This is a genomic window from Stenotrophomonas sp. STEN018 (assembly GCF_056760235.1).
This window is the reverse complement of the sequence record NZ_JBRREK010000003.1, coordinates 26958-50562: the sequence shown is the minus strand read 5'-3', so window position 1 is coordinate 50562 and position 23605 is coordinate 26958. Positions and strand designations below refer to the sequence as shown.

27 protein-coding genes and 3 tRNA genes are annotated in these 23605 nt (G+C 64.2%); 12 read left to right on the top strand and 18 right to left on the bottom strand.

Annotated elements, in window-relative coordinates:
- Positions 1-124: 124 nt before the first annotated feature.
- The 12 genes from ACVOMB_RS01990 to ACVOMB_RS01935 all read right to left on the bottom strand — a co-directional run bounded on the left by ACVOMB_RS01990 (position 125) and on the right by ACVOMB_RS01935 (position 11007).
- Positions 125-2158 (bottom strand): DNA topoisomerase III, encoded by a 2034-nt coding sequence (locus ACVOMB_RS01990; RefSeq protein ID WP_018715759.1) that lies wholly within the window; start codon positions 2156-2158, stop codon positions 125-127.
- Between the two features lie 276 nt (positions 2159-2434).
- On the bottom strand, positions 2435-2887 hold the full coding sequence (locus ACVOMB_RS01985) for a single-stranded DNA-binding protein (RefSeq protein ID WP_003050391.1): 453 nt from the start codon (positions 2885-2887) through the stop codon (positions 2435-2437).
- Positions 2888-2960: 73 nt separating this feature from the next.
- The gene (locus ACVOMB_RS01980; protein ID WP_003050393.1) at positions 2961-3488 is read right to left on the bottom strand and encodes a DUF3158 family protein; all 528 of its coding nucleotides are present in this window, start codon (positions 3486-3488) and stop codon (positions 2961-2963) included.
- A complete protein-coding gene (locus tag ACVOMB_RS01975; protein ID WP_003050396.1) occupies positions 3485-4279 on the bottom strand; it encodes a PFL_4669 family integrating conjugative element protein in 795 nt (264 codons plus the stop codon). The genes ACVOMB_RS01980 and ACVOMB_RS01975 overlap by 4 nt, the downstream gene beginning before the upstream one ends.
- A gap of 419 nt (positions 4280-4698) precedes the next feature.
- A complete protein-coding gene (locus ACVOMB_RS01970) occupies positions 4699-5931 on the bottom strand; it encodes an STY4528 family pathogenicity island replication protein (protein WP_003050398.1) in 1233 nt (410 codons plus the stop codon).
- Between the two features lie 3 nt (positions 5932-5934).
- On the bottom strand, positions 5935-6495 hold the full coding sequence (locus tag ACVOMB_RS01965; protein ID WP_003050401.1) for a DUF2857 domain-containing protein: 561 nt from the start codon (positions 6493-6495) through the stop codon (positions 5935-5937).
- A 14-nt stretch (positions 6496-6509) separates the two neighbouring features.
- Positions 6510-8183 carry a ParB family protein gene (locus tag ACVOMB_RS01960; RefSeq protein WP_104052791.1) on the bottom strand — a complete coding sequence of 558 codons (1674 nt, stop codon included), beginning with the start codon at positions 8181-8183 and terminating at the stop codon, positions 6510-6512.
- A complete protein-coding gene (locus ACVOMB_RS01955) occupies positions 8176-8445 on the bottom strand; it encodes a hypothetical protein (RefSeq protein WP_003050422.1) in 270 nt (89 codons plus the stop codon). Before ACVOMB_RS01955 ends, ACVOMB_RS01960 begins: the two co-directional genes overlap by 8 nt.
- Positions 8429-9304, bottom strand: a complete 876-nt coding sequence (locus ACVOMB_RS01950) for a ParA family protein (RefSeq protein ID WP_003050424.1) — start codon at positions 9302-9304, stop codon at positions 8429-8431. Before ACVOMB_RS01950 ends, ACVOMB_RS01955 begins: the two co-directional genes overlap by 17 nt.
- A gap of 42 nt (positions 9305-9346) precedes the next feature.
- Entirely contained in the window at positions 9347-9559 is a 213-nt protein-coding gene (locus tag ACVOMB_RS01945; RefSeq protein WP_003050427.1) for an AlpA family transcriptional regulator, read from the bottom strand.
- A 119-nt stretch (positions 9560-9678) separates the two neighbouring features.
- Positions 9679-10425: a hypothetical protein gene (locus tag ACVOMB_RS01940; protein ID WP_003050429.1), complete on the bottom strand. Its 747-nt coding sequence runs from the start codon at positions 10423-10425 to the stop codon at positions 9679-9681.
- 228 nt (positions 10426-10653) lie between these two features.
- On the bottom strand, positions 10654-11007 hold the full coding sequence (locus ACVOMB_RS01935; protein WP_128457255.1) for a hypothetical protein: 354 nt from the start codon (positions 11005-11007) through the stop codon (positions 10654-10656).
- Positions 11008-11547: 540 nt separating this feature from the next.
- Between ACVOMB_RS01935 and ACVOMB_RS01930 the strand changes: the two genes are divergently transcribed.
- Genes ACVOMB_RS01930 through ACVOMB_RS01905 form a run of 6 tightly spaced genes read left to right on the top strand, consistent with a single transcriptional unit; the run spans position 11548 to position 15904 of the window.
- Entirely contained in the window at positions 11548-12135 is a 588-nt protein-coding gene (locus ACVOMB_RS01930; RefSeq protein WP_481529695.1) for an anthranilate synthase component II, read from the top strand.
- Positions 12129-12779: a LysE family translocator gene (locus tag ACVOMB_RS01925; protein ID WP_481529694.1), complete on the top strand. Its 651-nt coding sequence runs from the start codon at positions 12129-12131 to the stop codon at positions 12777-12779. The genes ACVOMB_RS01930 and ACVOMB_RS01925 overlap by 7 nt, the downstream gene beginning before the upstream one ends.
- Complete coding sequence (locus ACVOMB_RS01920; RefSeq protein WP_481529693.1) at positions 12776-13288, top strand: DUF1543 domain-containing protein; 513 nt, start codon at positions 12776-12778, stop codon at positions 13286-13288. The genes ACVOMB_RS01925 and ACVOMB_RS01920 overlap by 4 nt, the downstream gene beginning before the upstream one ends.
- Positions 13289-13301: 13 nt before the next feature.
- Positions 13302-14339: an anthranilate phosphoribosyltransferase gene (trpD, locus tag ACVOMB_RS01915; RefSeq protein WP_481529692.1), complete on the top strand. Its 1038-nt coding sequence runs from the start codon at positions 13302-13304 to the stop codon at positions 14337-14339.
- A gap of 51 nt (positions 14340-14390) precedes the next feature.
- Positions 14391-15185, top strand: coding sequence for an indole-3-glycerol phosphate synthase TrpC (gene trpC / locus ACVOMB_RS01910; protein ID WP_481529691.1), 795 nt, complete (start codon positions 14391-14393; stop codon positions 15183-15185).
- Positions 15182-15904, top strand: coding sequence for a haloacid dehalogenase-like hydrolase (locus ACVOMB_RS01905; RefSeq protein WP_481529690.1), 723 nt, complete (start codon positions 15182-15184; stop codon positions 15902-15904). The genes trpC and ACVOMB_RS01905 overlap by 4 nt, the downstream gene beginning before the upstream one ends.
- A gap of 419 nt (positions 15905-16323) precedes the next feature.
- Here ACVOMB_RS01905 and ACVOMB_RS01900 read toward each other — a convergent pair whose 3' ends face one another.
- Together ACVOMB_RS01900 and crp are read right to left on the bottom strand one after the other, a co-directional pair.
- Positions 16324-17085 carry a sulfite exporter TauE/SafE family protein gene (locus ACVOMB_RS01900; RefSeq protein WP_481529689.1) on the bottom strand — a complete coding sequence of 254 codons (762 nt, stop codon included), beginning with the start codon at positions 17083-17085 and terminating at the stop codon, positions 16324-16326.
- Between the two features lie 530 nt (positions 17086-17615).
- Entirely contained in the window at positions 17616-18305 is a 690-nt protein-coding gene (gene crp / locus ACVOMB_RS01895) for a cAMP-activated global transcriptional regulator CRP (protein ID WP_481514338.1), read from the bottom strand.
- Between the two features lie 150 nt (positions 18306-18455).
- Between crp and speD the strand changes: the two genes are divergently transcribed.
- Positions 18456-19250 carry an adenosylmethionine decarboxylase gene (speD, locus tag ACVOMB_RS01890; RefSeq protein WP_481514339.1) on the top strand — a complete coding sequence of 265 codons (795 nt, stop codon included), beginning with the start codon at positions 18456-18458 and terminating at the stop codon, positions 19248-19250.
- Between the two features lie 329 nt (positions 19251-19579).
- Here the strand turns inward: speD and coq7 are convergent, their stop codons facing one another.
- Entirely contained in the window at positions 19580-20224 is a 645-nt protein-coding gene (gene coq7, locus ACVOMB_RS01885; RefSeq protein ID WP_481529688.1) for a 2-polyprenyl-3-methyl-6-methoxy-1,4-benzoquinone monooxygenase, read from the bottom strand.
- A 206-nt stretch (positions 20225-20430) separates the two neighbouring features.
- On the opposite strand from coq7, the gene rplM reads away from it, so the two are divergent.
- Positions 20431-20859 (top strand): 50S ribosomal protein L13, encoded by a 429-nt coding sequence (gene rplM, locus ACVOMB_RS01880; protein ID WP_481516541.1) that lies wholly within the window; start codon positions 20431-20433, stop codon positions 20857-20859.
- Positions 20860-20861: 2 nt separating this feature from the next.
- Positions 20862-21254, top strand: coding sequence for a 30S ribosomal protein S9 (rpsI, locus tag ACVOMB_RS01875; RefSeq protein ID WP_057626426.1), 393 nt, complete (start codon positions 20862-20864; stop codon positions 21252-21254).
- 392 nt (positions 21255-21646) lie between these two features.
- On the opposite strand, the gene ACVOMB_RS01870 is transcribed toward rpsI, so the two are convergent.
- The 3 genes from ACVOMB_RS01870 to ACVOMB_RS01860 all read right to left on the bottom strand — a co-directional run bounded on the left by ACVOMB_RS01870 (position 21647) and on the right by ACVOMB_RS01860 (position 22001).
- Positions 21647-21721 (bottom strand) — tRNA-Gln (locus ACVOMB_RS01870).
- A gap of 102 nt (positions 21722-21823) precedes the next feature.
- Positions 21824-21898, bottom strand: a tRNA-Gln gene (locus tag ACVOMB_RS01865).
- Positions 21899-21924: 26 nt separating this feature from the next.
- Positions 21925-22001, bottom strand: a tRNA-Met gene (locus ACVOMB_RS01860).
- A 118-nt stretch (positions 22002-22119) separates the two neighbouring features.
- Between ACVOMB_RS01860 and ACVOMB_RS01855 the strand changes: the two genes are divergently transcribed.
- The 3 genes from ACVOMB_RS01855 to bfr all read left to right on the top strand — a co-directional run bounded on the left by ACVOMB_RS01855 (position 22120) and on the right by bfr (position 23595).
- Positions 22120-22731, top strand: coding sequence for an RNA pyrophosphohydrolase (locus ACVOMB_RS01855; RefSeq protein WP_481516544.1), 612 nt, complete (start codon positions 22120-22122; stop codon positions 22729-22731).
- A gap of 80 nt (positions 22732-22811) precedes the next feature.
- Complete coding sequence (locus tag ACVOMB_RS01850; protein ID WP_296249808.1) at positions 22812-23012, top strand: (2Fe-2S)-binding protein; 201 nt, start codon at positions 22812-22814, stop codon at positions 23010-23012.
- A 112-nt stretch (positions 23013-23124) separates the two neighbouring features.
- Positions 23125-23595: a bacterioferritin gene (gene bfr / locus ACVOMB_RS01845; RefSeq protein ID WP_481510232.1), complete on the top strand. Its 471-nt coding sequence runs from the start codon at positions 23125-23127 to the stop codon at positions 23593-23595.
- Positions 23596-23605: the final 10 nt, after the last annotated feature.

Genomic DNA, 23605 nt, shown 5'->3' with positions numbered 1-23605 from the left:
GGGCCGGCCGGACGGGACGCGCACACGGAGCAAGAAGGCGTTGCGCGCTGGGGCGTCCCGCAGGGCATGCGGGACACGGGCCACGCCGCCGATGGCGGGCATGGCTCACGGGGAACGGGGGCGGTCAGGCGCCTTTGCGGCCACCGCCACTGGTACGGCGTGGACGCGAGGCACCACGCCTGGACGTGCCGGTTGCCACCGGCAGCGTGCCTTTGCAGTCGGGGTAGCGACTGCACGACCAGAACGGGCCGCTCTTGCCGGTTCGCTGGCGCGTGGGTGCGCCGCACTGCGGACAAGCCGGTCCTTGGGGAACCTTGATGGACAGGGACGTGCTGCCGTATTGCGCGATCAACTGCGAAATCCAGGCGGCCTGCTTGCCGATGAACACATCCAGGGTGAGTTGTCCGCCCTCGATCATGTCCAGCGCCTGTTCCCAGACGGCGGTGGTGCCGGGGTCGGCAATCGCCGCGGGCACGGCGTCGATCAGCGTGAACGCCGCATCCGATGCGCGGATGGAGCGCCCCTTCTTCACGATATAGCCGCGGGCGATCAGCCCGCTGATGATGTTGGCCCGCGTCGCCTCGGTGCCGATGCCCGTCGTGTCCTTGAGCTTCTGCTTCAGGCGCGGGTCGGTCACGAAACGCGCAACGCCCTTCATCGCCTTGACCAGTTCGCCCTGGGTATAGGGCTTGGGCGGCATCGTCTTGAGGGCCTTGATGTCGGCCCCGGCGACCTGGCATGCCATCCCGTCACGCAGCGCAGGCAGCACCTGGGTGCGCACGGGGGCGTCGCCATCCTCATCGGCGCTGCCTTCACGTTCGGACTCGGCCAGCACCAGGCGCCAGCCGCGGGCGACGACCTGCTTGCCCGTAGCCACCAGCTTCTGCTGGCCGCAGGAGAGATCCGCCACGGTGCGGTCGAACTCGTGGTGCGGGAGGAACTGGGCCAGGTAATGTGCCCGGATCAGCCGGTACAACGCCCGTTCCTTCTCGCTCATGGCGGAGAGATTCGCGGGTTCGAGCGTCGGGATGATGCCGTGGTGCGCCGTCACCTTGCCGTCGTTCCAGGCGCGCGAGCGCTGGGTGCGGTCGAGCTGGCCCATGATCTGGGCCAGCGTGGGATCGGTCTTGAGCAGGCTGTCCAGGACCGTGGGCACTTCGGCGAACATGCTTTCGGGCAGGTAGCCCGAATCCGAGCGCGGGTACGTCGTGGCCTTGTGCGTCTCGTACAGGGCCTGGGCGATCTCCAAGGTTTCCTGCACGTCCAGCCCAAGCTGCTTGGAACAGACTTCCTGCAAGGTGCCCAGGTCGAACAGCAGCGGCGGGCCTTCGCGCACGCGCTCGGTCTCGACCGACACCACCTGGGCACTGCCCGCGGCGCGGATCTGCTGCGCGGCCTGCTGTGCGACGGGCTGCCGCAGGCAGCGGCCGGCGTCGTCGGTGCTGGCATCGGGTGCCACCCACTGCGCGGTGAACGTCTGACCGCCTGCGGACAGCGACACGTCGATGGCCCAGTACGGCACGGACACGAAGGCCGCGATCTCTCGGTCGCGGTCCACCACGAGTTTGAGCGTCGGGGTCTGTACACGCCCGACCGACAGCACGCCATCGTAGCCGGCCTGCCGCCCGAGCACGGTGAACAGCCGGCTGAGGTTCATGCCCACGAGCCAGTCGGCGCGCGAGCGCGCCAGCGCCGAGTAATACATCGGCAGCGTCTCGGCCGAGGGCCGCAGCTTGGCGAGCGCGGTGCGGATGGACGCATCGTTGAGCGCCGACAGCCACAGGCGTTCGATGGGACCGCGGTAGCCGCACAGGTCGATGATCTCGCGTGCGATCAGTTCGCCTTCGCGGTCGGCGTCAGTGGCGATGACAAGCTGGGTCGCCTTCGCCAGAAGCGCTTTGACGACCTTGAATTGCGTGGCGGTCTTCGGCTTGACCTCGACCCGCCACTGCTGGGGAATGATGGGCAGCTGTTCCAGCGACCAGCGCTTGAGCGCCGCGTCATAGACCTCGGGTGCTGCCGCTTCGACGAGATGGCCGATGCACCAGGTGACCGTGACACCGGAGCCGTTGAGGCAGCCTTCACCGCGCTGCGTGGCGCCGAGAATCCGGCCGATGTCTTTGCCCTGGGAGGGCTTCTCGCACAGAAACAGCCGCATGTCCGTCCATCCGCTTCCCGTTGTTCATGGAGTTGCTGGGATCGAGGATGCCGAGCGCCTGTTGGGGCAGCAGCAAACAAGCTGCATGCGGCAGCGACCGCTTTCACGCCGATGGAACGGCTTGGGCGGGATGGCGTGCGGCCGGCGGTGTGCGAGCCGGGAGCCGCGATGTTCGGGAGCGCGCGGAAGCCGGTGGACGCTGATGGAGCTATCCCCTGGGGATAGCTCGCGAGGACATGGGGGGCGGCAACGTACTGCGGCCGCCCCCACGCCGGATCACTTCCTGCGCTTGGGCTCCTTCGACGCTGCCGGTTCCTGGGCGGCCTGGGGCTTGGGCTGCGCGTCCTGTGCGGTCTCCTGCGATTTGGGGCTCAGAACGACGGACTCGATGCGGAACGGCAGGATGCCGACGCTGCGCGCGTTGATCTGCCAGGTCTCGCGCGGCTGATCCTCGTTGTCGGTCCAGGGTTCGCGCTCCATGCGGCCGACGACCAGCACGCGCATGCCCTTCTGGTAAAGGTCCTTCCAGTGTGCGGCGTCGCGGTGCCAGATTTCCACCGGCGCCCAGAAGCCGCCGCGGTCCTCGAAGTCACCGCCCTTGGTGGGAACGGGGTTGTCGAAATACACGTTCAGCCGCAACAAGCGCCGCGGTTCGTCGTTGCCGTTGGGGAACTCCCGGTACTCGGGGGGCGAGCCGATGTTGCCTTCGCCCGAAAAATGCGTGCTCATGGTGCAATCTCCTTGGTGGTTGAAATACCCGTGCCATGTCGGCGTCGGGCGCGTGCTGGGGTGCCCGACGCGATCACCGATCGCGCACTCCGGGGGGTATGGACGCGAGCCGGCGCAGGTAGGCGTCTTCCGCCTCGGCGGCCTTGCTGGCGCACTCCTGGGCCTGCCTACCCAGGGTGTGCAACAGGCTGATCTGCATGTTCAGCGTGATGCGCTGCAGCTCGATCGCGTGCAGGTCGGCCAGCAGGTTGACCGGCGTGCTGGTGCTCGCCATCAGCTCCTGCCACAGGGCCACGCCCATGGCCGAGCGGTCGTTCCTGCGCCAGCGCAGGAACGTCGTTCCCGCGCCAGTGGTCTGCTGGGCCAGTTCCACGGGCAGCAGATGGAAGGGATGCCCACCGGCCTGTTGCAGCACTTGTCGCTGCGCCAGGCCGATCAACTCGTCGCGCATGGCGAAGCACTGGCTGGCCCAGGCCTCCAAGTCCCCTTTACCTTTAAAAGGCTTTAAAAGGCCTTTTAGAGAGGCCGCGTGTTCCAGGCGCATGAAGGCTCCCTGTTGCAGGCCCCGGAAGTAGCGGGTCGGCTGGTTCAGATCGCTCATGCGGATTCGTCCTCGCCGGCAGTGGCTGCGCCTTCGGACGGGTCGGCAGCAGCGGCCGCATCACCATCGACGCTGGTAGCGGCTGCGGCAGGATTCTCACCGCGCTGTTGCAGACCACGGCGCACCATGGGTGGCGCAAACGTCGAGCGGCGCGTGCCTTCGAGGACGTCCTGCGGCAACTCGCCGAACTTCTCCAGCGCGACCCGCGCTGCGGCATTCTTCGCCGCGAAATCGTCGCGGGTGCAGCCCGAGTAGCGGTACTGCTGGGCCAGCGAGAACAGGCTGCGCAGCGCGTGCGCGCCCTCGTTGAGCCAGCGCTCCAAAGTGCTGCGGTCGATCAGCGCGGTGTGGTGGGCGAGGATCAGCTTGCGCGCGATGTCGTCGTAGTCGGCCAGGAGATAGACGGCGGCAAAGCCCAACTGCGCATTGACGAACAGCGGCAGCTTGACGGGCTGCACGTTGAGGTTCTCGCCCAGGCTCAATGCCGCAGGCACGCCCGCCAGTGCCTGGTCCACTTGTTTGCGCAAGGTCTGCAGCGTGGTCCTGGTCTGGTCGAGCTTGTCCTCGATGCGCAGCATCCACCAGTCGCTGTAGGGGTCGTCCTGCTCCGAGCCGCGCTTCATCTTATTCATCACCGCGATGTAGCCGTTCAGGCCGACGATGCCGGGTCGCCCTTCGGCGGCGGCGCGGCCGTGCCAGATGCGGGAAGCGTGATGCGTGTGCAGCGTCAGCGACATCGCGCTGCGCAGGGAGCCGAGGTTGAGTTGCAATGGTTCGTTGCTGGTTGCCATGGTGAGCGCTCGCAGTTGGACAGGGAGCCGCCAGCATCCGCATGCAGCGGAAGGCAGTCAGTCAACAAACCGAAATGAGCCGGCCCCCGGTTCTATGCGCGCTGGCGGCGCAGCGCGCAACGGTCCCTTGGAGGCCGGAGCATTCACGTTGGCGCTCCGTGCCTCGGTCGTTGACGGTATGCGTACTGCACCGCACGTCGCGCTGCCGTTCGACACGATCCTTCGCCGCGCAGCCGTCCCCAGGGGACCGTTCCGTTGAGCGCCATGGAGGTCTGCTTCATGGTCTTGCAGGCGCTCTACTCAGGTTTTGCGCAGCATGTCGCGCCGTCGTCCGGCGTTTCACCACACAGCCGTCCCCTGGGGACCGTTTCTGCCGACCGCCAAGGAGGTCTGCTTCATGGCCTTGCCAGGCCCTGCGCTCAGGATTTGCGCAGCAGATCGCGCAGGCGCTCGATGTGCTGCCGGGCCACCGCGGGCGGCACGACGTTGCGCGGCGGCTCGGGCGGTGGCGCTCGCGCCGCCGATGGTGTTGGCGCTGCCGGGCTGGTCTGCTTGGCCCACGCATTGAACTCGCCGCGCATGGCGCGCTGGATGATGCCGAACAGGTACCCGGCGGGGTTGCGGATGCCATGCTTGCCGCACCGTGCGGCCCACTCGTCCAGCACAGCCTGCCGCAGGGCAGCGTCCACTTGCTGCAACGCCATCCTGGCGCCGGCTTGCTGTTCCGCCTTCAGTTCCGCGAAACGCTTGGGCCATTGCAGGTCGCCCAGCGCGCGCGCCTGCGCGGTAGTACGTACTTCATCAATACGACTACTACGTACTGTACGGTCCTGCTTCGGATTCCGAAGAGCGCCGTCTGGCGCGGGTTTCGGCCCTGCTTCGGATTCCGAAGAAGGGCGTTCGCCATTCCGAAGAAGGCTGGCGGGCCCTTCTTCGGAATCGTGGATCGCATCCTCCTGTGGATAACTTGCGGTGGCGGTGATGCCCTGGTCGGCCAGGCGCTCGGCGAGCACTTGCAGCCGCGACGGCAAGGTGCGTCCGGACAACATCGGGTCGTCCGCGATCTCCTGGAGGGTGTTGAGTCCCACCACCTGGACGGCCTTGGCGGAATGCCCCAGCGACTGGCTGACCAGGGCCAGGTAGTCGGCGTCGAGCTGCATGGCCTCGAACAGTGTCAGGGGTTCGTCGTGCAGGACGTAGAGGTTTCCGAGGATGCGGCCGGTCTTGGGGTCGCGCCGTCGTCGCACGAGGCTCAGCCAGCGCGTCAGGCGCAGCAGCGTCAGCGCCCGCGCGACGGTCTCGTGGGAGGCTTGTCCCGCGCAGGGCATGGACGCCAGCCATGGGCGCAACTGCTCATAGGTCGGGAACGTCGTGACGCCGTCGTCGTTGAGCATCAGCCGGAACACCTGCCAGGCGTTGCGCTCCAGCGGTGTCAGGCGGCGGTCGACGAACAGCCGCCGCGGCACGCTCTCGTGCCGATTGCCACTGAATAGGAAGGCGTCGCCGGACGCCGCAGGCGTGGGCACTGCCATGGGCGCTGGCGCGCGGGGATTTGGATTGGGCGTGAGGTCCTTCAGCGCAGCGTCGAACAGGTCGGCGAGTGCGATGGGGCCTTGACGCGGGGCTCGTGGGGCGGTGTCGTCCACGGCCATGGCCTAGTCCAATCCCTGATCGACCCAGTTCCTGATCGCGGCCCAGACCACCGAGAGCGGCAGTGACATGCCCTCGGCCAGGTCCATGGCCGCATCGAGAATCGAGGTCTCATCCTCCAGATCGACGTTCCTGCTGCTGGTCACGGCTTTCCATTGCCGCCAAAGTTCGGTGTCCTGGGTCTCGTCCAGGACGGGGTGGCGCCCCTTGCGCTTGGGCAGGCCGAGGATCTCCCGCCGCAGGGCGACTTCCTGATGGGTCAGGCCATAGAAGCGGCTGACCATCTCCGTGCTGGCCCCCAGCCGCAGCATGCGATCGACCGTGGCGATTTCCTTCTCCACGTCCTGTGCCTGGTTGAGCAGGCGCTGCAGCACTTCGCGGTTGACCGTGACCGAGCACCACGAGACGCTGGCGTTGGCCAGCACGCTGATCAGCGCGGGGTGCTTGAGCGCATCCAGCTCGGCCTCGCCGAAGCCCATGGCCTTGCAGCGGCGCAGTTGGCCGTTGCGAAGGTCATACAGCGCCTGGGCAATCACGGCCTGGTTGAGCGGATGCGATGTGGACATGCGGCCTCCCTCGCTCACGTCCCGGGCGCCGTGGTGCCGGCTTCCAGGTCCAGCAGACGCCGGGCCAGGCGGAGCAGCCGAAATAGCTTGACCAACGCCGTGTCGCTCAAGCGCCTTGTGCAGTCGCCGTGGTGTTGACCCTGGCCGTGCAGCAGTGCTGGCAAGTCGGCGGCGAGCTGCGCGCCATCCACGCCCGCTTCAGCAGTGGGCTGACCCGTCAGAGTGATGAGCAGCGCCAGCACCGCCCGGCCGAGCGGCGATGGTGCATGGGCGGGCGCGCAGCAAACGAAGCCGATGCCATCGGAGCGATCCTCGATGCACTCGTCCAGGGCTGCCTCCCCGGCGATCTCGCGCGCGAACTGCGCGATGTGGATGCGCAGCCGATCGGGCGTGTCCAGGCCGGCGTCGATGTACCAGACGTCGGAGATCGGATAGAGCCCGCCGGCTTGCACCGGGATGGACTGCAGCACGCTCGCCGAGAAGTCGGGCGGCAGCGCATCGCCCAACTGGTCGGCAACCATGCGCTGGATCGACTGCAGCCGTTCGGTCGTCGGTGCCGGCGAGACGATGTGCTCGAGAAGCAGATCGCCTGGTGCGGCCGCGGGGCTTTCCGTTGTCGTCTCTCGGGCCGTATCCTCGCGCAAGGTGGGCTCGGACGCCGGAGGGCTGGCGGGTGGAGGACTGGCCGCCGCTGCAGGCTTGGCGATGGACGATGCTACGCCCGGGGGAGGCGGCGTGCCGGCGGTGGGCGAAGGCAACGCCGGCGGCGCCGCAGGTGGCGTCGGGTCACTGACCAGCGCCCGGTGGCGGCTTTCCGATTCGGTCAGGTCCAGCGCCAACACGTCGTAGCCGATGCCCAGCAGCTCGGACATCTGGCCGATCAGCTCGTCCTGCACGCGCTGCGTCGCGAACTCGTCGCCCTGCGTGTCGAACTGCGCCAGCACCTCCTGAAAGAAGCTGTCGAAGTCCAGCGGCAGCGTGCGGTCCTTGGCATAGTGCTCCCAGGTGCGCTTGCAGGCCGTCCGCATGACCGACAGCCGCTCGACCTGGTGGCGCCCCAGGCCGCCATAGAGCACAGTGGGAATGGCGGGCAGCAGGTAGCGCACCGCGTCGGCCATGCGGGTGATGTGCGACCGCTGGACGGGGAACCCATCGGCCGCCAGGCGGCGGGCCAGTTCCGACTGGCTCAGGGCGGCGCTACTCTCCTGCTCGTAGAACTCGCGTGCTTTCTCGACGCCGAGCGCGCGCTCGATGAACGTGAGGCCACCGCGCAGTTCGTTCTCGGCAAGATGCCCGGTCAGCGCGACGATTTCACCGCGCTCCGGCCATGGCCGAAACAGGCACGATATGCGGAAGAAGCGTTCGTCCTTGGTCTCCGACCAGAGTTCGCGCAGGATCGCCAGCCGCGTGTTGCCGCCGTTGCGGATGATGTAGTGGTCCTCGCCGGGCCGGCGGGTGATGGCTGGCGCCGCGTCCAGGCCGCGCTCGCGGATGGACGCCTTGATTTCCTCGTAGGCGGGGTTGCGCTTCATGCGCGGGTCATGGTCGTAGGGCCGCAGCTGGTCCAGCGTCACGACCATGGGCGTGTCCGCGATCGGGTCGCTCAAGGCCGTAGCCGCTGGGCCGCTGCGCTCGAAGCCGGCCGCGAACAGCTTGCCGGCCATGTCCTGCGAGGTCATGTCAGCCATGGCCGCACCCCTCGCAGTCCCCACGACCGCCGGCCGGCGCCATGCGGGCCTCTCGCTCGGCGCGGCGGATCTGCGCACGGGCGTTCAATTCGGCCCGGTGGTCGCTCGCGGTCGAACTGGTGTAGATCGCCGCGCAGCCGGCCTTGGTGAACTTGAGGTGCCCGCCCGGCGTGCGCTTGACGTGCCAGCCTTCACCGACCGCGAACTCGATCAGCGCGCGCAGCCGCTTGTGGCCGCGGGCCAGTTCATGTGCGTTCGCCATGGGACCTCCCGGCATCAAGAGGACGTGGCGGGCGACCGGACATTGCGGCAAATCTGTCCTGCCATTGCGGGAACAGCTCGCTCGCGAGCGCGCGCATCGTGTCGAGCGAGGCCGGCGCGACCCTGCCGGGCGGCTGGCGGTGCTCGACCCGATGCACCGGCAGGCCGCGCGTCGCGGCGCGCGGATAGGCTTCGATGGCTGGCACGTCGGTGGCGAGCACGCGGATGCCGGCATGGTCTTGGAACAGGTCGCGCAGGGCCTGCTGGATCAGTCGGGCGTTCGCCGACACCGGGTGGACGCGGTTGATGAGCAGGTGCAGCGGCGGCGGTTCGATGCCCAGGTGCCGGTACGGCGCGATGTCTTCGAGCAACTGCATGGTGCCGCGTCGAAGCTCCCGGGCCGCGAGGATTTCCGGCGTGACGGGCGACAGCGCAAGGTCGGAGGCGAGCACCGCCATCTCCAGCAGCACGGAACGCGCGCCCTGGGTGTCGATCAGCACCAGGTCGTAGAGGGGAGCAAGTGCTGGCAGCAGATGCCGCAGCCGCAGGCGGCCATCCGGCGCATGCAGCAATAAGGTGTTCAGCTCGCCCCGGTGGTCGTTGGACAGCACCAGGTCCAGGCCCGCGATGATCGTGCGGGACACGAGCTGGCCAAGGTCGCGCTCGTTGAAGGCCAACAGCTCATAGATGCCGCCCGGCGCGCGCTGGGTCAGTTCGTAGTAGGAGGACAAGGTGGGCTGCACGTCGAGATCGAGCAGCAGCACGCGCAGGCCCGCGTCCGCGGCGAGCCCGCCCAGGTTGGCGGCCGTCGTGGTCTTGCCGACGCCGCCCTTCGTTGAAATGATGGATACGACCTGCATGGCGCTCTCCGGCTGGGAATGGGAAGTCCGCGGGAGAACGGGTCAGGTCCGGTGGTTGAGGCGCTCGGCGATCCACTGGTCGATTTCGATCGAATCCCAGCCGACGGCGCGCACGCCCAGGCGCAGCGCCTGGGGAAACTGGCGCTTCTTCATCAGGTTGTAAATGTGGGCGCGTTTGAAGCCGGACTTGGCTTCGACTTCATCGAGCCGCAGGATGCGGCGCTCGTTCGGCGGGAGTACAGGGGGCTGCGACATGGCGGTCACTCCTGAACGCTCGGTGGCGTTTGTTGGCGTGACCTCTATTCAATAGACCTGGCTGCGGAAAGACATTGCAAATGCAATCTCCGCGGTTGCACATACAAGCTGGAAAAACCTCATGCGCTTGCGCTACGGACGTACTTCCTGGCGTTGGCGAACTTGCCGTTCAAGGTTCGCTCCGTGATGCCCATGGTGCCGCCGAAGTGGGCGACCAATGCCGAGACGAGTGCCTCCTGTGTTTTGAAGCTGGAATAGGGCACACCCGAAGGGGACTGGCCCAGCATCAGCGTCAGCATCCCGCCGATGATGTTGAGATACGTCGTCTCCGCTCGCTCGCTGATCTCGCATTGCTTGGAAGCCAGCAGCGCGGTGGACTGCTTGAGCAAGGTGTCGCGCTGCTCCTGCAATTCCTGCATCTGGCGACGCGCATGCTCCAGGGCCGCCTGAAGGGCCAGTCGCTCGATCAGGATCGCCTGTCCTGTTTCCAAGGTGATAAAAGGATGCGCCATGCGTTCGCCACGGCTGAACAGGAATCCTGGCCGGTGCTCGGGATAGTGGTTGCGCATCCAGCGCTTCAGATCGACATGGCGAACGGTCAGATCCGGCGACTGCAGCAGCTTCGGATCATTGAGCGTGATGCCGTTCTGGCCGTAGGGCAGCTCCCCGTTGAGGATGCCGTCATAGATACGCTCCGAGTACAGCCGGCACTCATTCCATCGCGGGCAATTCAACGATGGAGGCAGGAAGCGCGGTGACGCGATCGCAGCCAGGATCATCGGCAGGTACCGCAGCAACCCGGCCCACCGTATGGCAGCCTCGATGGGACGATAGAACACCTTCGATGTTGGAATGTCCTTGTGCATGTCTTCGTCTCCTTTCGGAAGCGCTACATCACCGGCTCCTTTCTTGCCCTGCCAAGGGCTGCTGTGTCGTTATGACCTTCCGCGGGTGCCTGGGAAGATGCCCTGAACGTAGACGGGCGAGGTGATTGGTTTGGCGTCCGCTGTAGGTGGCCTCGTCTTGCTCGTTGTGCAAGAATCGATCGGTTGCCGGCCCATCGAGCGATGAGGACGAAAGCTCGATATTGGCGCTCACGGTACCAGCGTCATGCGCTGCGCTGTTCCCCGCAAAACCGATTTGGTATGGTCTGATACGGCGATGGTTTCAGAAGCTGCGATCAACGGCTTCTGTTCTCCGGGACCTAGGGTCGGCAGAGAAAATCCGGCGGTGTCATATCTGCCCCGGATGCTGATATAGCGATATAGCATCACCCGCGCAGGTCCAGATGACTGCCAACCTGAGATTCGATGCTCACAAGTCCGTAGCAGTTGGTCTACTTGCTCTCTGGTTTCGAGACTGGAAGTGTTGTCGTCCGGTCCGAGGTAGATGGGCGGGGTGATGAATGCCCTGGCATTCCAGGAAGTGGCTTTGCCTAACATGCTCATGGTAAAATTCCCCAGGCTTACTTTGGAATTCCGTTCGGGTGTACTCGGGCCGAGTTCTGGCTTTTAAATTCAACACTTTGGTCTGTCCATGACCCGTACCGCTTCGACCAACATCGCTCTGTGGTGGCGCTTCCAATAGGAAGCGGCATGTCGTTGCGGTCTTGACCGCACCTTGCCGCCGTACCGGCAGGCAAGGTTTCAAGAAGGCTCCCCGGCACGGCGGCTCCAAGATTTGAGGAGATTGCCCGATGCCCTTGGCACCCCAGCCCCGTCGTAGAACTGATGCCCCGCGCGCTGTGTCGCCGCGAGGGGTAGGTCTGTCCGCCCAGTCTCAGCACTTGGCCCTGGCATGCGGGCGCCGTCGCTGCGTCAGTACACCGCACTGGCGCACGCCAAGACATCTCTCAGGAGCCCTTGCTACCTTGAGCCAGCACATGCTCGCGCTTCGTCCATCGCAATCAACTGTCGATGTGTGTAATAAAGTGGGTAATGGAGGTTGTGTGTAATGGAAAACATTAATGAAATCAAGGACTTAGAATCATGAGACTCCTGATGATCGACAACTACGACAGCTTCACCTTCAACCTCGTGCAATACCTGCAGATGCTGGGTGCCGAAGTGAAGGTGGTGCGCAATGACGCGATGAGCGTCGCTGAAATCGCCGCGCTGCAGCCTTCGCACATCGTGGTATCGCCCGGCCCGAAGACGCCGAACGAAGCCGGTGTGTCGCTGGATGTGATCCGCCAGCTTGGCCCGAGCATTCCGCTGTTCGGTGTGTGCCTGGGTCATCAGGCCATCGGTCAGGTGTATGGCGGCGATGTGATCCGCGCCAGCAACATCATGCATGGCAAGGTTTCGCCGATTCGGCATGAAGGCAAGGGCGTGTTTGCAGGCCTGCCGGACCGCTACGAGGCCACCCGCTACCACTCGCTGGTGGTGGACAAGAACACCTTGCCGGCAGCTCTGGAAATCACCGCCTGGACCGAGAACCCGGACGGTTCGATGGAAGAGATCATGGGCCTGCGCCACCGTGAGTACCCGGTCGAAGGTGTGCAGTTCCATCCCGAATCCATCCTTACCCAGCACGGCCACGCGCTGATGAAGAACTTCCTGGATCGCACATGTTGATCGAGCCGAGCCAGTTGCTGCTGTTCATGCTGGCCGGCTGGTTGCTCAACCTCACGCCGGGCCCGGATGTGCTGTACATCGTCAGCCGTTCACTGCGCGGCGGCCGTCGTGCCGGGTTTGCCGCCATCGCGGGTATCAGTGCTGGTTGTCTGGTGCATGTGGCGCTGGCGTCGCTGGGATTGGGCGTGCTGCTGGCGACCTCGGCAACGCTGTTCACCGTGATCAAGTGGATAGGCGCGGCCTATCTGCTGTGGGTGGGCGTGCGCCTGCTGCGCAACACCGGTGACTCGACCTTGCAGGCCGACATCGCCGCCAGCAGCGGTAGCGCAGGCTCGTGGTGGCAGGTATTCGCCGGCGGCTTCTTGACCAATGTGTTGAACCCGAAGGTGGTGCTGTTCTTCCTGGCGTTCCTGCCGCAGTTCATCGCGCCGTCGGTGCAGAACAAGCCGTTGGCATTTGCGCTGCTGGGACTGATCTTCATGGTCAACGCACTGCCGATCAATGCCGCCTACGTGCTGGCGGCGGACCGCGTGCGCAGCAGCCGTTGGGCCGCGCGCGGCATGCAGTGGTTGGACAAGCTGGCCGGTGCACTGTTCATCGGCTTCGGCCTGCGTCTGGCACTCACCGCGAGGCCGGCGCCATGAGCCTGCAGGATTTCCGCCTGTTCGTGGTCATGCTCGGTGGCCGCCATGCGCGCGCCAATACCGAGGTGCATGACGTGGTGTTCGGGGTTGGCCCCAGCATCGAGCAGACCTATCCACAGCTGCGCCAGCAATGGTTCGGCGAGGCTGCAGGCCTGCACCTTGATTCGTGGATGACGGTCGATGGCGTCGAGGGCTGGCAGGTACGCATCTGTGATGACGCGCCTGCGGCCGACGCGCCGACATTGTTCTTCGTCAATCTCGGCGGCTATGTCGAAGGCGAATTCGGCGAAGCGCATCGCTATCTGCTGGTAGTCGCTGCCGATGCGGTCGAGGCCAAGCGCAAGGCGCTGGCGCAGGCCGAAGCGCAGTGGATCAAGCCGCACCGCGACGCGCTGTTGGAAGTGGACAGCTGCCTGCCGGTGGGGCCGATCGGAGGCCTGCACGTGCAGTTGAGTCGTGGCGCGCACGCAGGCATCCACAGCCAAAGCGACTACATCGTTATTTCCTGATTCTGGAGCTGTCATGACCATCACCGCGCAGGAAGCCCTGCAACGCACCATCGAGCACCGCGAGATCTTCTTCGACGAGATGGTCGATCTGATGCGGCAGATCATGCGTGGCGAGATTTCGCCGACCATGACCTCGGCCATCCTCACCGGTCTGCGCGTGAAGAAAGAAACCGTTGGTGAGATCGCCGGCGCCGCCACGGTGATGCGCGAGTTCGCGCGCCCGGTGCAGGTTGCCGACAAGACCCATCTGGTCGACATCGTCGGCACCGGTGGCGATGGTTCGCATACCTTCAATATCTCCACCTGTTCGATGTTCGTGGTCGCCGCAGCTGGTGCCAAGGTCGCCAAGCACGGCAACCGCAGTGTGTCGTCCAAGTCCGGCAGCGCTGATGCGGTGGAAGCACTGGGTGCGGTGATCGAGCTGCAGCCGGAGCAGGTGGCACAAGCCATCGAACAGACCGGCATCGGCTTCATGTTCGCGCCGATGCACCACCCGGCAATGAAGGTGGTCGCGCCGGTACGCCGCGAAATGGGCGTGCGCACCATTTTCAACATCCTCGGCCCGCTGACCAATCCGGTCGGCGCTACCAATATCCTGATGGGCGTGTTCCACCCGGATCTGGTCGGCATCCAGGCGCGCGTGCTGCGTGAGCTGGGCGCCGAGCGTGCGCTGGTGGTGTGGGGGCGCGACAACATGGATGAAATCTCGCTCGGTGCTGGCACCTTGGTTGGTGAGCTGCGTGACGGCAAGGTGCGTGAGTATGAGATTCATCCGGAAGACTTCGGCATCGCCATGTCGGCCAGCCGCAATCTCAAGGTCGAGAATCCCGAAGAGTCCATCGCCATGCTGCGCGCGGTGCTGGACAACCAGCCGGGCCCGGCCAACGATATCGTCGCGCTCAATGCCGGTGCCGCGCTGTATGTGGCTGGTGTCGCCGACAGCATCGCCGATGGCCTGGCCCGTGCCCGCGCGGTGATTGCTGATGGCAGCGCCCGCGCACGCATGCAGCAGTACGTCGCCACCAGCCGCGCGCTGGCCGGCAATCCCTGATAATCCCTCATCACCCGCGTCAGCAACGCCCGTCTTCCAGGAAGCAGATCCATGAGCGACATCCTCAATACCATCCTTGCCCGCAAAGTGCAGGAGGTAGCCGAGCGCAGCATCAACGTGCCGCTGGCCGAGTTGAAGGCGCGCCTGGCCGATGCCTCGCCGGTGCGCGGCTTTGCCAACGCGCTGAACGCGGCCATCGCCAATGGTGACCCTGCGGTGATTGCCGAGGTCAAGAAGGCCAGCCCGTCCAAGGGCGTGATACGCCCGGATTTCCATCCGGCCGACATCGCGGTGAGCTACGAGCTGGGTGGCGCCAGCTGCCTGTCGGTGCTGACCGATGTGGATTTTTTCCAGGGTGCCGACCTGTACCTGCGCCAGGCCCGCGAGGCCTGCACGCTGCCAGTGCTGCGCAAGGACTTCGTCATCGATCCGTACCAGGTCTATGAGGCGCGCGTGCTCGGTGCCGACTGCATCCTGCTGATCGTCTCGGCATTGGACGATCGCCAGCTGGCCGAGCTGTCGGATCTGGCGATGCAGCTGGGCATGGACGTGCTGGTGGAAGTGCACGACATCGATGAGCTGGAGCGTGCCATCCAGGTGCCGGTGCCGCTGGTCGGCATCAACAACCGCAACCTGCGCACCTTCGAAGTCTCGCTGGACACCACCTTGGAGATGCGTAACGCGGTGCCGCGCGACCGTCTGCTGGTCACCGAGAGCGGCATCATGGGCCCGGCCGACGTCAAACTGATGCGCGACGCCGGGGTCAATGCCTTCCTGGTCGGCGAGACCTTCATGCGCGTCGAAGAGCCGGGCGAGGGCCTGCGTCAGCTATTCTTCCCGGCATGACTGATCCCTACCCGAACCCGCGTGACGACGCGCAACTGGTTGTCTTCGACTTCGATCACACCCTGTACGACGGCGATTCCGGCAGCCATCTGTTTGCTTGGCTGATCAAGCGCAATCCGCTGCGGCTGCTGGTAGCCATCCTTGCCACGCCGCTGCTGGGGCTGCTGGTGGCGATGCTGCCGACGCGTCGCTTCGGTATTTCCGGCTATGTCTGGATCGCCACCTTCGGCCTGCATCAGGCCCGTGATTTCAACAAGGTGATCGACCAGTATGTGTTCAAGCACGAGGACGAGATCCGTCAGCATCTGCTGCCGCATGCCCTGCAGGTGTTCGCCGCACACCGCCGTGCCGGCGACCGGGTGATCGTGGCAACCGGCGCACCACCGGAGCTGGCTCGCGCCATCCTGGCCTTCGTGGCCGAGCAGGGCGTGCCGGTGATCGGCAGCGAAGTCGGCCCGCGGCTGGGCGCGATGGGCGCCACCCGTCACTGCCACAACGAAGAGAAGATGCGCATGCTGCGCGAGCGCGGCTACGGCGATATCGCCATCGCTTATTCCGACAGCACTGCCGACCTGCCGCTGCTCAAGGCCGCCAAGGCCCCGGTGGTGGTGAACCCCAAGCATTCGCGCGTTGAGTATTTCGGCAAGGTATTGCCGGCCGGCACCCCGATCCTCAACTGGGGCTGCCCGGGGCGCGGCGGCAAGCCGCTGCCCAAGTAATCCAAAGCGGAGCCGACAACGATCCAGCCGGAGCCGACATACCTTCTCCCGTTTAAGGGAGAAGGTGCCCGAAGGACGGGGGAGGGGCTTTTGACGCACCAGCAGAGCCTGCCGAAGCCGACATCCCTTCTCCCGTCTACGGGAGAAGGTGCCCGAAGGGCGGATGAGGGGGCTTTTGACGTGTCTGAAGAGCCTGCCGGAGCCGACATCCCTTCTCCCGCCTGCGGGGTTAAGAACAGGCGTTTACGAGCCAAAGGCTCGTGACTGTTCGTACGCCCCGCGTGCTACGCGGGGCCGGGGCGCGGAGCGAGGTGCCCGGAGGGCGGATGAGGGGGCTTTTAAGGCTTTAAGGCAAAAGCTGCCCTCACCCCAACCCCTCTCCCGTGAACGGGAGAGGGGCTATTAAGAGCAACATCGCCTCAAGCCCCCCGCAGCTTCACCACCGCCATTCCAATCTGGAACAGGCTGATCGACAGCACCAGTACGCCAACGGCGATCAGTACCCAGCGCTCCTTGACCCGCTTCACCAGCAGCGCCGCTACCGGCGCGGCCATCATCCCGCCGACCAGCAGGCCGGCGACGATGGACAGGTGCTGCAGGCCCATCGACAGCAGGAAGGTCGCCGAGATCGACAAGGTGACGATGAATTCGGCCGCGTTGACCGAGCCGATGGTGGTGCGTGCCTGACCGCCTCGGGCCAGCAGGGTGGATGTGGCCACCGGCCCCCAGCCGCCGCCCCCGGTTGCGTCCAGCAGGCCGGCGAAGAAGCCCAGTACCGGCACCCGCTTCACTTCCTGCTTGGCCATGAACTTACCGGCCGCGCGGGCCAGGATGAAGATCGCCAGCACCAGCAGGTAGAGGTAGATGAAGGGGCGTACGACATCGCCGGGCAGCTGGGTCAGCACATAGGCGCCGATTGCCCCGCCGATGGCGCCGGGTATCGCCAGACGAAAGAACAGGCGCCTATCCACATTGCCCGCAACCAGGTGCGAAACCCCGGAGGCCCCGGTGGTGAACACCTCGGCAGTATGAATGCTGGCGCTGACCGCCGCAGGCGGCAGCCCCATGCTCAGCAGTACCGAGGACGAGATAAGCCCGAACGCCATCCCCAGCGCGCCATCCACCAGCTGCGCGCCCAGCCCGATCAGGATGAACCAGTAAAATTCATTGCCAAATTCCATACCCCAAGCCTGCGGGTCACGGCAGGGCAGGTCAAGGAAAGCTACATCGGTAAGTAATGGCCCAGGTCGATTTCTGACCAATATCAGCGCCGAACAGTCGCTAATTCGCAACTATGTCGGCGAAGTGGTCATTCGCCGCGGGATTCGGAATGGCGATTTGGCGTGGCATCGAGCACGAAGTAGCTCGGGAATTCGCAATGGCGAATGAGATTCTTGGCGCCGACAGGCATCACACTTCAACGATGCCGCACGGAAGATATAACGCCTGCAGGAAGTCGGTAAACATCACATCGATTGGCGGGCGGCTGACGGTATAGCCGCCAACGCGCCAAGGCCCCGGGTGCGCGTCCGCTCGCCCGCGCTACCAGATCGCAGACAAAGGGCTTTCGCGAGGTAAATCAAGCCAGACAGCCCCCTTTAGTAAAGGGGGCGCGCCGACAGGCGCGGGGAATTGGGAGCTTATGAGCCGGGGCCCATGGTTTGCTTCGCAAACCATGGGGTTGATACGTGAATACGTATCAGCGCGGGTGCTACCGCGTCCCGTAAAGAACCACCGTCTTGCCGCGGGCATGCAGCAGGCCGTCGACCTGCAGCTTTTTCAGTACGCGGCCGGCCATTTCCCGCGAACAGCCTACCAGTCGGGCGATTTCCTGACGGGAGACGCGCAGCTGGGTGCCTTGAGGGTGGCTCATCGACTCCGGCTCCTTGGACAGATCGTGCAGGGTGCGGATGATGCGGTCGGTCACGTCCAGGAAGGCCAGGCGGCTGGCCTTGCGGCTGGTATGCAGCAGGCGCCGGGAGATCTGTGAGCCGATGGCGTACAGCAGCTTGGGTGCGTCTACCGACAGCGGACCCAGGAACAGCTGGTGCAGGCGTTCGTAGCTGATCTCGGCCAGCTCGCAGGGGGTGCGGGTGCGCAGGATGACTTCGCGCTTGTCCGACTCGATGAACAGGCCCATCTCGCCGACAAACTCGCCGGCACCGAAGTAGCCCAGTACCAGTTCACGGTCGTCGTCTTCCTCGGCAATGATGCTGACCGAGCCGCTGATCACGTAATACATGGTCCCCGCAGGGTCACCCGGACGGAACACATCGGTCCGCGCCGGGTAGCGGCGGCGGTGGCTGTGGGCCAGAAAGCGATCGATGGTCGCGATGTCCAGCGCCAGCGGGCTGGAGGCAAGACGCACGTTTGACGCGGTGGTGGCGTTACCTGGGCTCATGATGGCGTTCACAGTTTGGATGAACTTGCTTAATGGGCAAGCTTAACGACGCTGAGCATAAGGGGCAAACGGGCATAAAGGTTCAAGTATCACAGCGACCCACTTTGCCCCATACTTCCGCCTTTCCCACCATCTACAGGATCGACCGCCGTGGTCAAGCCGTTGCCTCGCCTGAGGTTGCAAGGATTCAACAACCTCACCAAGGCCTTGAGCTTCAACATTTATGACGTCTGCTATGCGCGTACCGAAGAGGAGCGCCAGCGTTATATCGAGTACATCGACGAGGAATACAACGCCGATCGACTCACGCAGATCCTCACCGATGTGGCTGAAATCATCGGTGCGAACATCCTGAACATTGCGCGTCAGGATTACGACCCTCAGGGTGCCTCGGTCACAATTCTCATTTCCGAGGAGCCGGTGATCGACAAGAAGCAGGCCGGCAAGGAGTTGATCTCCGATGCCGTGGTCGCGCACATGGACAAGTCGCACATCACTGTGCACACCTATCCGGAAACGCACCCGCAGGAGGGTATTGCTACCTTCCGCGCCGATATCGATGTGGCAACCTGTGGCGTGATTTCGCCGTTGAAGGCGCTGAACTACCTGATCGAGAGTCTGGAATCAGACATCGTGATCATGGACTACCGCGTGCGTGGCTTCACCCGTGACATCAAGGGCAAGAAGCACTACATCGATCACAAGATCAATTCGATCCAGAACTTCCTGGCCAAGAACATCAAGTCGCGTTACGAGATGTTCGACGTCAATGTCTATCAGGAAAACATCTTCCACACGAAGATGCACCTGCAGGACTTTGACCTGGACAAGTACCTGTTCGAAGAGAAGGCCAAGAACCTGTCGTTCAAGGAACGCATGAAGATCGAAGCGCTGCTGCGTCGCGAGATCGAAGAGCTGTTCCACGGGCGCAATCTGGCCGAATAAGCACTGCCTGCGCACGGCCGGTATGCCGGTTTTGCGCAAAAACAGGCGGGACAGCCCGCCCTGCATCCGATGCAGAGTTTTGCCGTTGGGGGCCGGGTGTTAATGCACGGGGCCGCCTTCTTTTTGTAAATGTAGGGCCGAGCCAGGCTCGGCATTGGGCTTCACCTGTAGTGCCGAGCCATGCTCGGCAGATGCTTTCCCGGTAACGCCCCTGCCGAGCATGGCTCGGCTCTACGGGTGGAGTTTGGTCGGTAAGGCCCCTGCCGAGCATGGCTCGGCACTACAGGTGGGGCGTGGCCGGTAGCCCTGGCGCAGCATGGCTGCGGGCGTCAAAGCCGGTAGGCCACGGCCTTCATGGCCTTGGAGGCCAGTGCCATCACCGACGGAATCGGGAACGGCAGCTTGCGCGCGCCGGCATGTTCGGCGTGCTCGGCGTGCCGGGCTTCATCGATCTTCATCACCTTGAGGATCTCGCGGCTGCGTTGGTCGGCCGGCGGCAGGGTCTGCAGGTGCTCATCCAGGTGGGCCTCCACCTGGCGTTCGGTTTCCACCACGAAGCCCAGGTTCCAGCCGTCACCGCGCAGGCCGGCCAGGGTGCCGATGGTGTAGCTGCCTGCGTACCAGAGCGGGTTGAACAGGCTGGGGCGGCTGTCCAGTTCGCGCAGGCGATCGGCGCACCAGCTCAGGTGGTCGGTCTCTTCCTGCGCCGCTTCCAGTAGATGTGCGCGCGTGGCCGGGTCGCGGGCGACCGCTGCCTGGCCGAAATACAGCCCTTGCGCGCAGACCTCGCCGACGTGGTTGATGCGCATCAGCCCGGCCGCGTGGCGGACCTCGGCGGGTTCCAGTACCACCTCCGGGGTGTCGCCGGCCGGGTTGGGGCGGGCAGCCGGCGGATTGCCGAATACCGTATCCAGGGCGCGCTGGGCTTGGGTCAGCAGGTGGTCCAGCGGCGTGTTTACGCGGGCGGTGATCATGGCAGGGCAGTGCAGTGGGGTATGCCCGATTCTCGCCGTTGGCCTGCGGCCTGCCAAGGCCGTGGCGAGGTGCCCGTTCAGGCGCCGAGTTGCGCTAGGGGCGTGCGGCCAGTACAATCCCGCCTCTTCTGTTTCACCTTCACAACGCGTGGCAAAGTTCCGGTGGTTCATCTCGCCGTAACCAGCCCGACCTACCTGAGTTCTTTATGAGCACTTTCACTGCAAAGAACGAGACCGTCCAGCGCGACTGGTACCTCGTTGACGCCGCCGGCAAGACGCTGGGCCGTCTTTCCACCGAGCTGGCTCGCCGCCTGCGTGGCAAGCACAAGCCGGTTTACACCCCGCATGTTGACACCGGTGATTACCTGGTCGTCATCAATGCCGACAAGATCACTGTTACCGGCAAGAAGCTGAAGGACAAGAAGTACCATCGCTTCACCGGTTACATCGGTAACCTGAAGACCGAGTCCCTGGAGCAGGCGCTTGAGCGTCACCCCGAGCGCGTCATCGAGACCGCTGTGAAGGGCATGCTGCCGAAGGGCCCGCTGGGTCGTCAGATGTACCGCAAGCTCAAGGTCTATGCAGGCACTGAGCACCCGCACGCAGCACAGCAGCCGCAGGTTCTGGATATCTAATCATGGCTATCACTCAAAACTACGGCACTGGCCGCCGCAAGTCCTCCACCGCTCGCGTGTTCCTGCGCAAGGGCACTGGCAACATCACCGTCAATGGCCGTCCGCTGGACGAGTTCTTTGGCCGTGAGACTGCACGCATGATCGTGCGTCAGCCGCTGGAACTGACCCAGAACACCGAAAGCTTTGACATTCTTGTCACTGCTGCCGGCGGCGGCACCACCGGCCAGGCCGGTGCGATCCGTCTGGGCATCGCCCGTGCGCTGGTCGAGTACGACGAAACCCTGAAGTCCGAGCTGCGCAAGGCTGGCTTCATGACCCGTGACGCCCGTGAAGTCGAGCGTAAGAAGGTCGGCCTGCACAAGGCACGTCGCGCCACCCAGTTCTCCAAGCGTTAATCGCTTCGGGGTGGGATTCTCCGGAATCCCACTGGGAAAGCAAAAGCCCGGCCTTGGCCGGGCTTTTGTCGTTTATGGGGTCGGGATTTGGATTTCAATTGCCTCTGTATTTGCGTTCGGCTTCGGCCTGGCATTCAGCTGTATGCCGTCATTCCCGCGCAGGCGGGAATCGCTCTTGGGCTCTTTTGCCTTTTGCTGCTGGTTTGGTATCTGCATGGTCAAGGGTGGATGCAAAAGCCCGGGCCAGGGCGATTTCCGCCTGCGCGGGAATGACGGCAGGCGGGTAGGTGCAAGGGCGGGGGTCGATCTGGAGCTGGAGCTGAAATGGTGTCTGCTGCAAAACTCAAGGCGCAAAAAAAAGACCAGATCTTTCGATCTGGTCCTTTAATGTTTGGCAGCCCCGGAAGGATTCGAACCTCCGAATGTCTGAGTCAGAGTCAGATGCCTTACCGCTTGGCGACGGGGCTATGGTGCGTGACGATTATCGCACACCCGGCCTGTTGGTTGGTCTGGGTGTGATGGTCTGGAATAGAAAAAAGGCCTGATCTTTCGATCAGGCCTTTTATGTTTGGCAGCCCCGGAAGGATTCGAACCTCCGAATGTCTGAGTCAGAGTCAGATGCCTTACCGCTTGGCGACGGGGCTGTAGTGCAGGTCTAACCTGCTTCCCATGGTGGCTATAGGTGGACTCGAACCACCGACCCCAGCATTATGAGTGCTGTGCTCTAACCGGCTGAGCTACATAGCCTTGGGAGCCGGTAATTCTGGTGGTGCCGTGACGTTTTGTCAACAGGTTTTTCTGTGCTTGTGGCATGACAGCAGCCATGGCAGAGTCCTCGGCAGTAGAAATTTTAGGAGTCCGCATCGTGATCGATCCGGACGGCTATCGACCGAACGTCGGCATAGTGCTGATGCGGGAAGACGGGCAGGTTTTCTGGGCACGACGCGTGCGCCGGGATGGCTGGCAGTTCCCGCAAGGCGGCATGAATACCGATGAAACCCCGGTCGAGGCCATGTATCGCGAATTGCAGGAAGAAACCGGCCTGCTGCCTGAACACGTTGAAGTCCTGGGGGCGACCCCCGGTTGGCTTCGCTACCGGCTGCCTCCGCGGGCCATCCGTCACACCGAGAAGCAGGTCTGCATCGGTCAGAAGCAGGTCTGGTTCCTGCTGCGGCTGACCGGCGACGAGGCGCATGTGCGGCTGGATGAAACCGATACGCCGGAGTTCGACCACTGGCGTTGGGTCGACTTCTGGTACCCGGTGGAGCACGTGGTCATCTTCAAGCGTGGCGTCTACGCGCGCGCGCTGCGCCATCTGGCGCCCTTGGCGCGGGGTATCGCAGGCCAGGGCGTTCAGGCGATGCCTGCGGCCGCACAGGAGGCCTGGATGCCGGGTAGCAGTGCTGGCCATGAGCGGCCGCGCAAGCGCCCGCGGCGTCCAGGGGTTTGGCGCGGGAAGAAGATTAATAATGATTAACGTCCGAAATTGACAACCATTCGCATTTGCGATTGAATGCTGGCACGGCCGATACGTGCCGGGTTCTGGGGCCTCAAGCCGTGTACGTTTGCATCTGCAATGGAGTTACCGATCACCAGATCCGTGAAGCCGCGCTTGCCGGCTGCGACACGGTGTCTGAGCTGACCATGCGCACCGGTTGCGGCTCCAACTGCGGTTCCTGCCTGGACATGGCGGCCGGCCTGCTGGAGCAGGCGCGTGCTACCCGCGAGCTGCCCTTGCCGCTGCTGCGGGCGGCCTGAACAGGCCCTCCGCCACCGCCAGCGGCGGTGGCTAATGATCACGATTCGCGTTCCTTCATTGTCTGCCGGCAACCGGTAAAGTGCGCTCGTTCCTCTAGTCGGAGTCAGCGCCATGAAAGGCGACGCCAAGGTCATCGAATTTCTCAACAAGGTCCTCTACAACGAGTTGACCGCCATCAACCAGTACTTCCTGCACGCCAAGATGCTGAAGAACTGGGGCTTGAACGAGCTGGCCGAACACGAATACAAGGAATCGATCGACGAGATGAAGCACGCCGACGTGCTCTCCGATCGCATTCTGTTCCTCGAAGGTCTGCCCAACTTCCAGGCACTGGGCAAGCTGCGCATCGGCGAAAACCCCACCGAAATCCTCAAGTGCGATCTGGCGCTGGAGAACGAGGCGGCATTGGTGCTGCGCGATGCAGTCGCCTATGCAGAGTCGATCAGTGATTACGTCAGCCGCGAGCTGTTCGTGAAGATCCTCGATTCCGAGGAAGAGCACATCGATTGGCTGGAAACCCAGCTCGATCTTATCGAACGCATTGGCGAGCCGAACTACCTGCTCACCAAGCTGGAAGACTGATTCCGCTGTA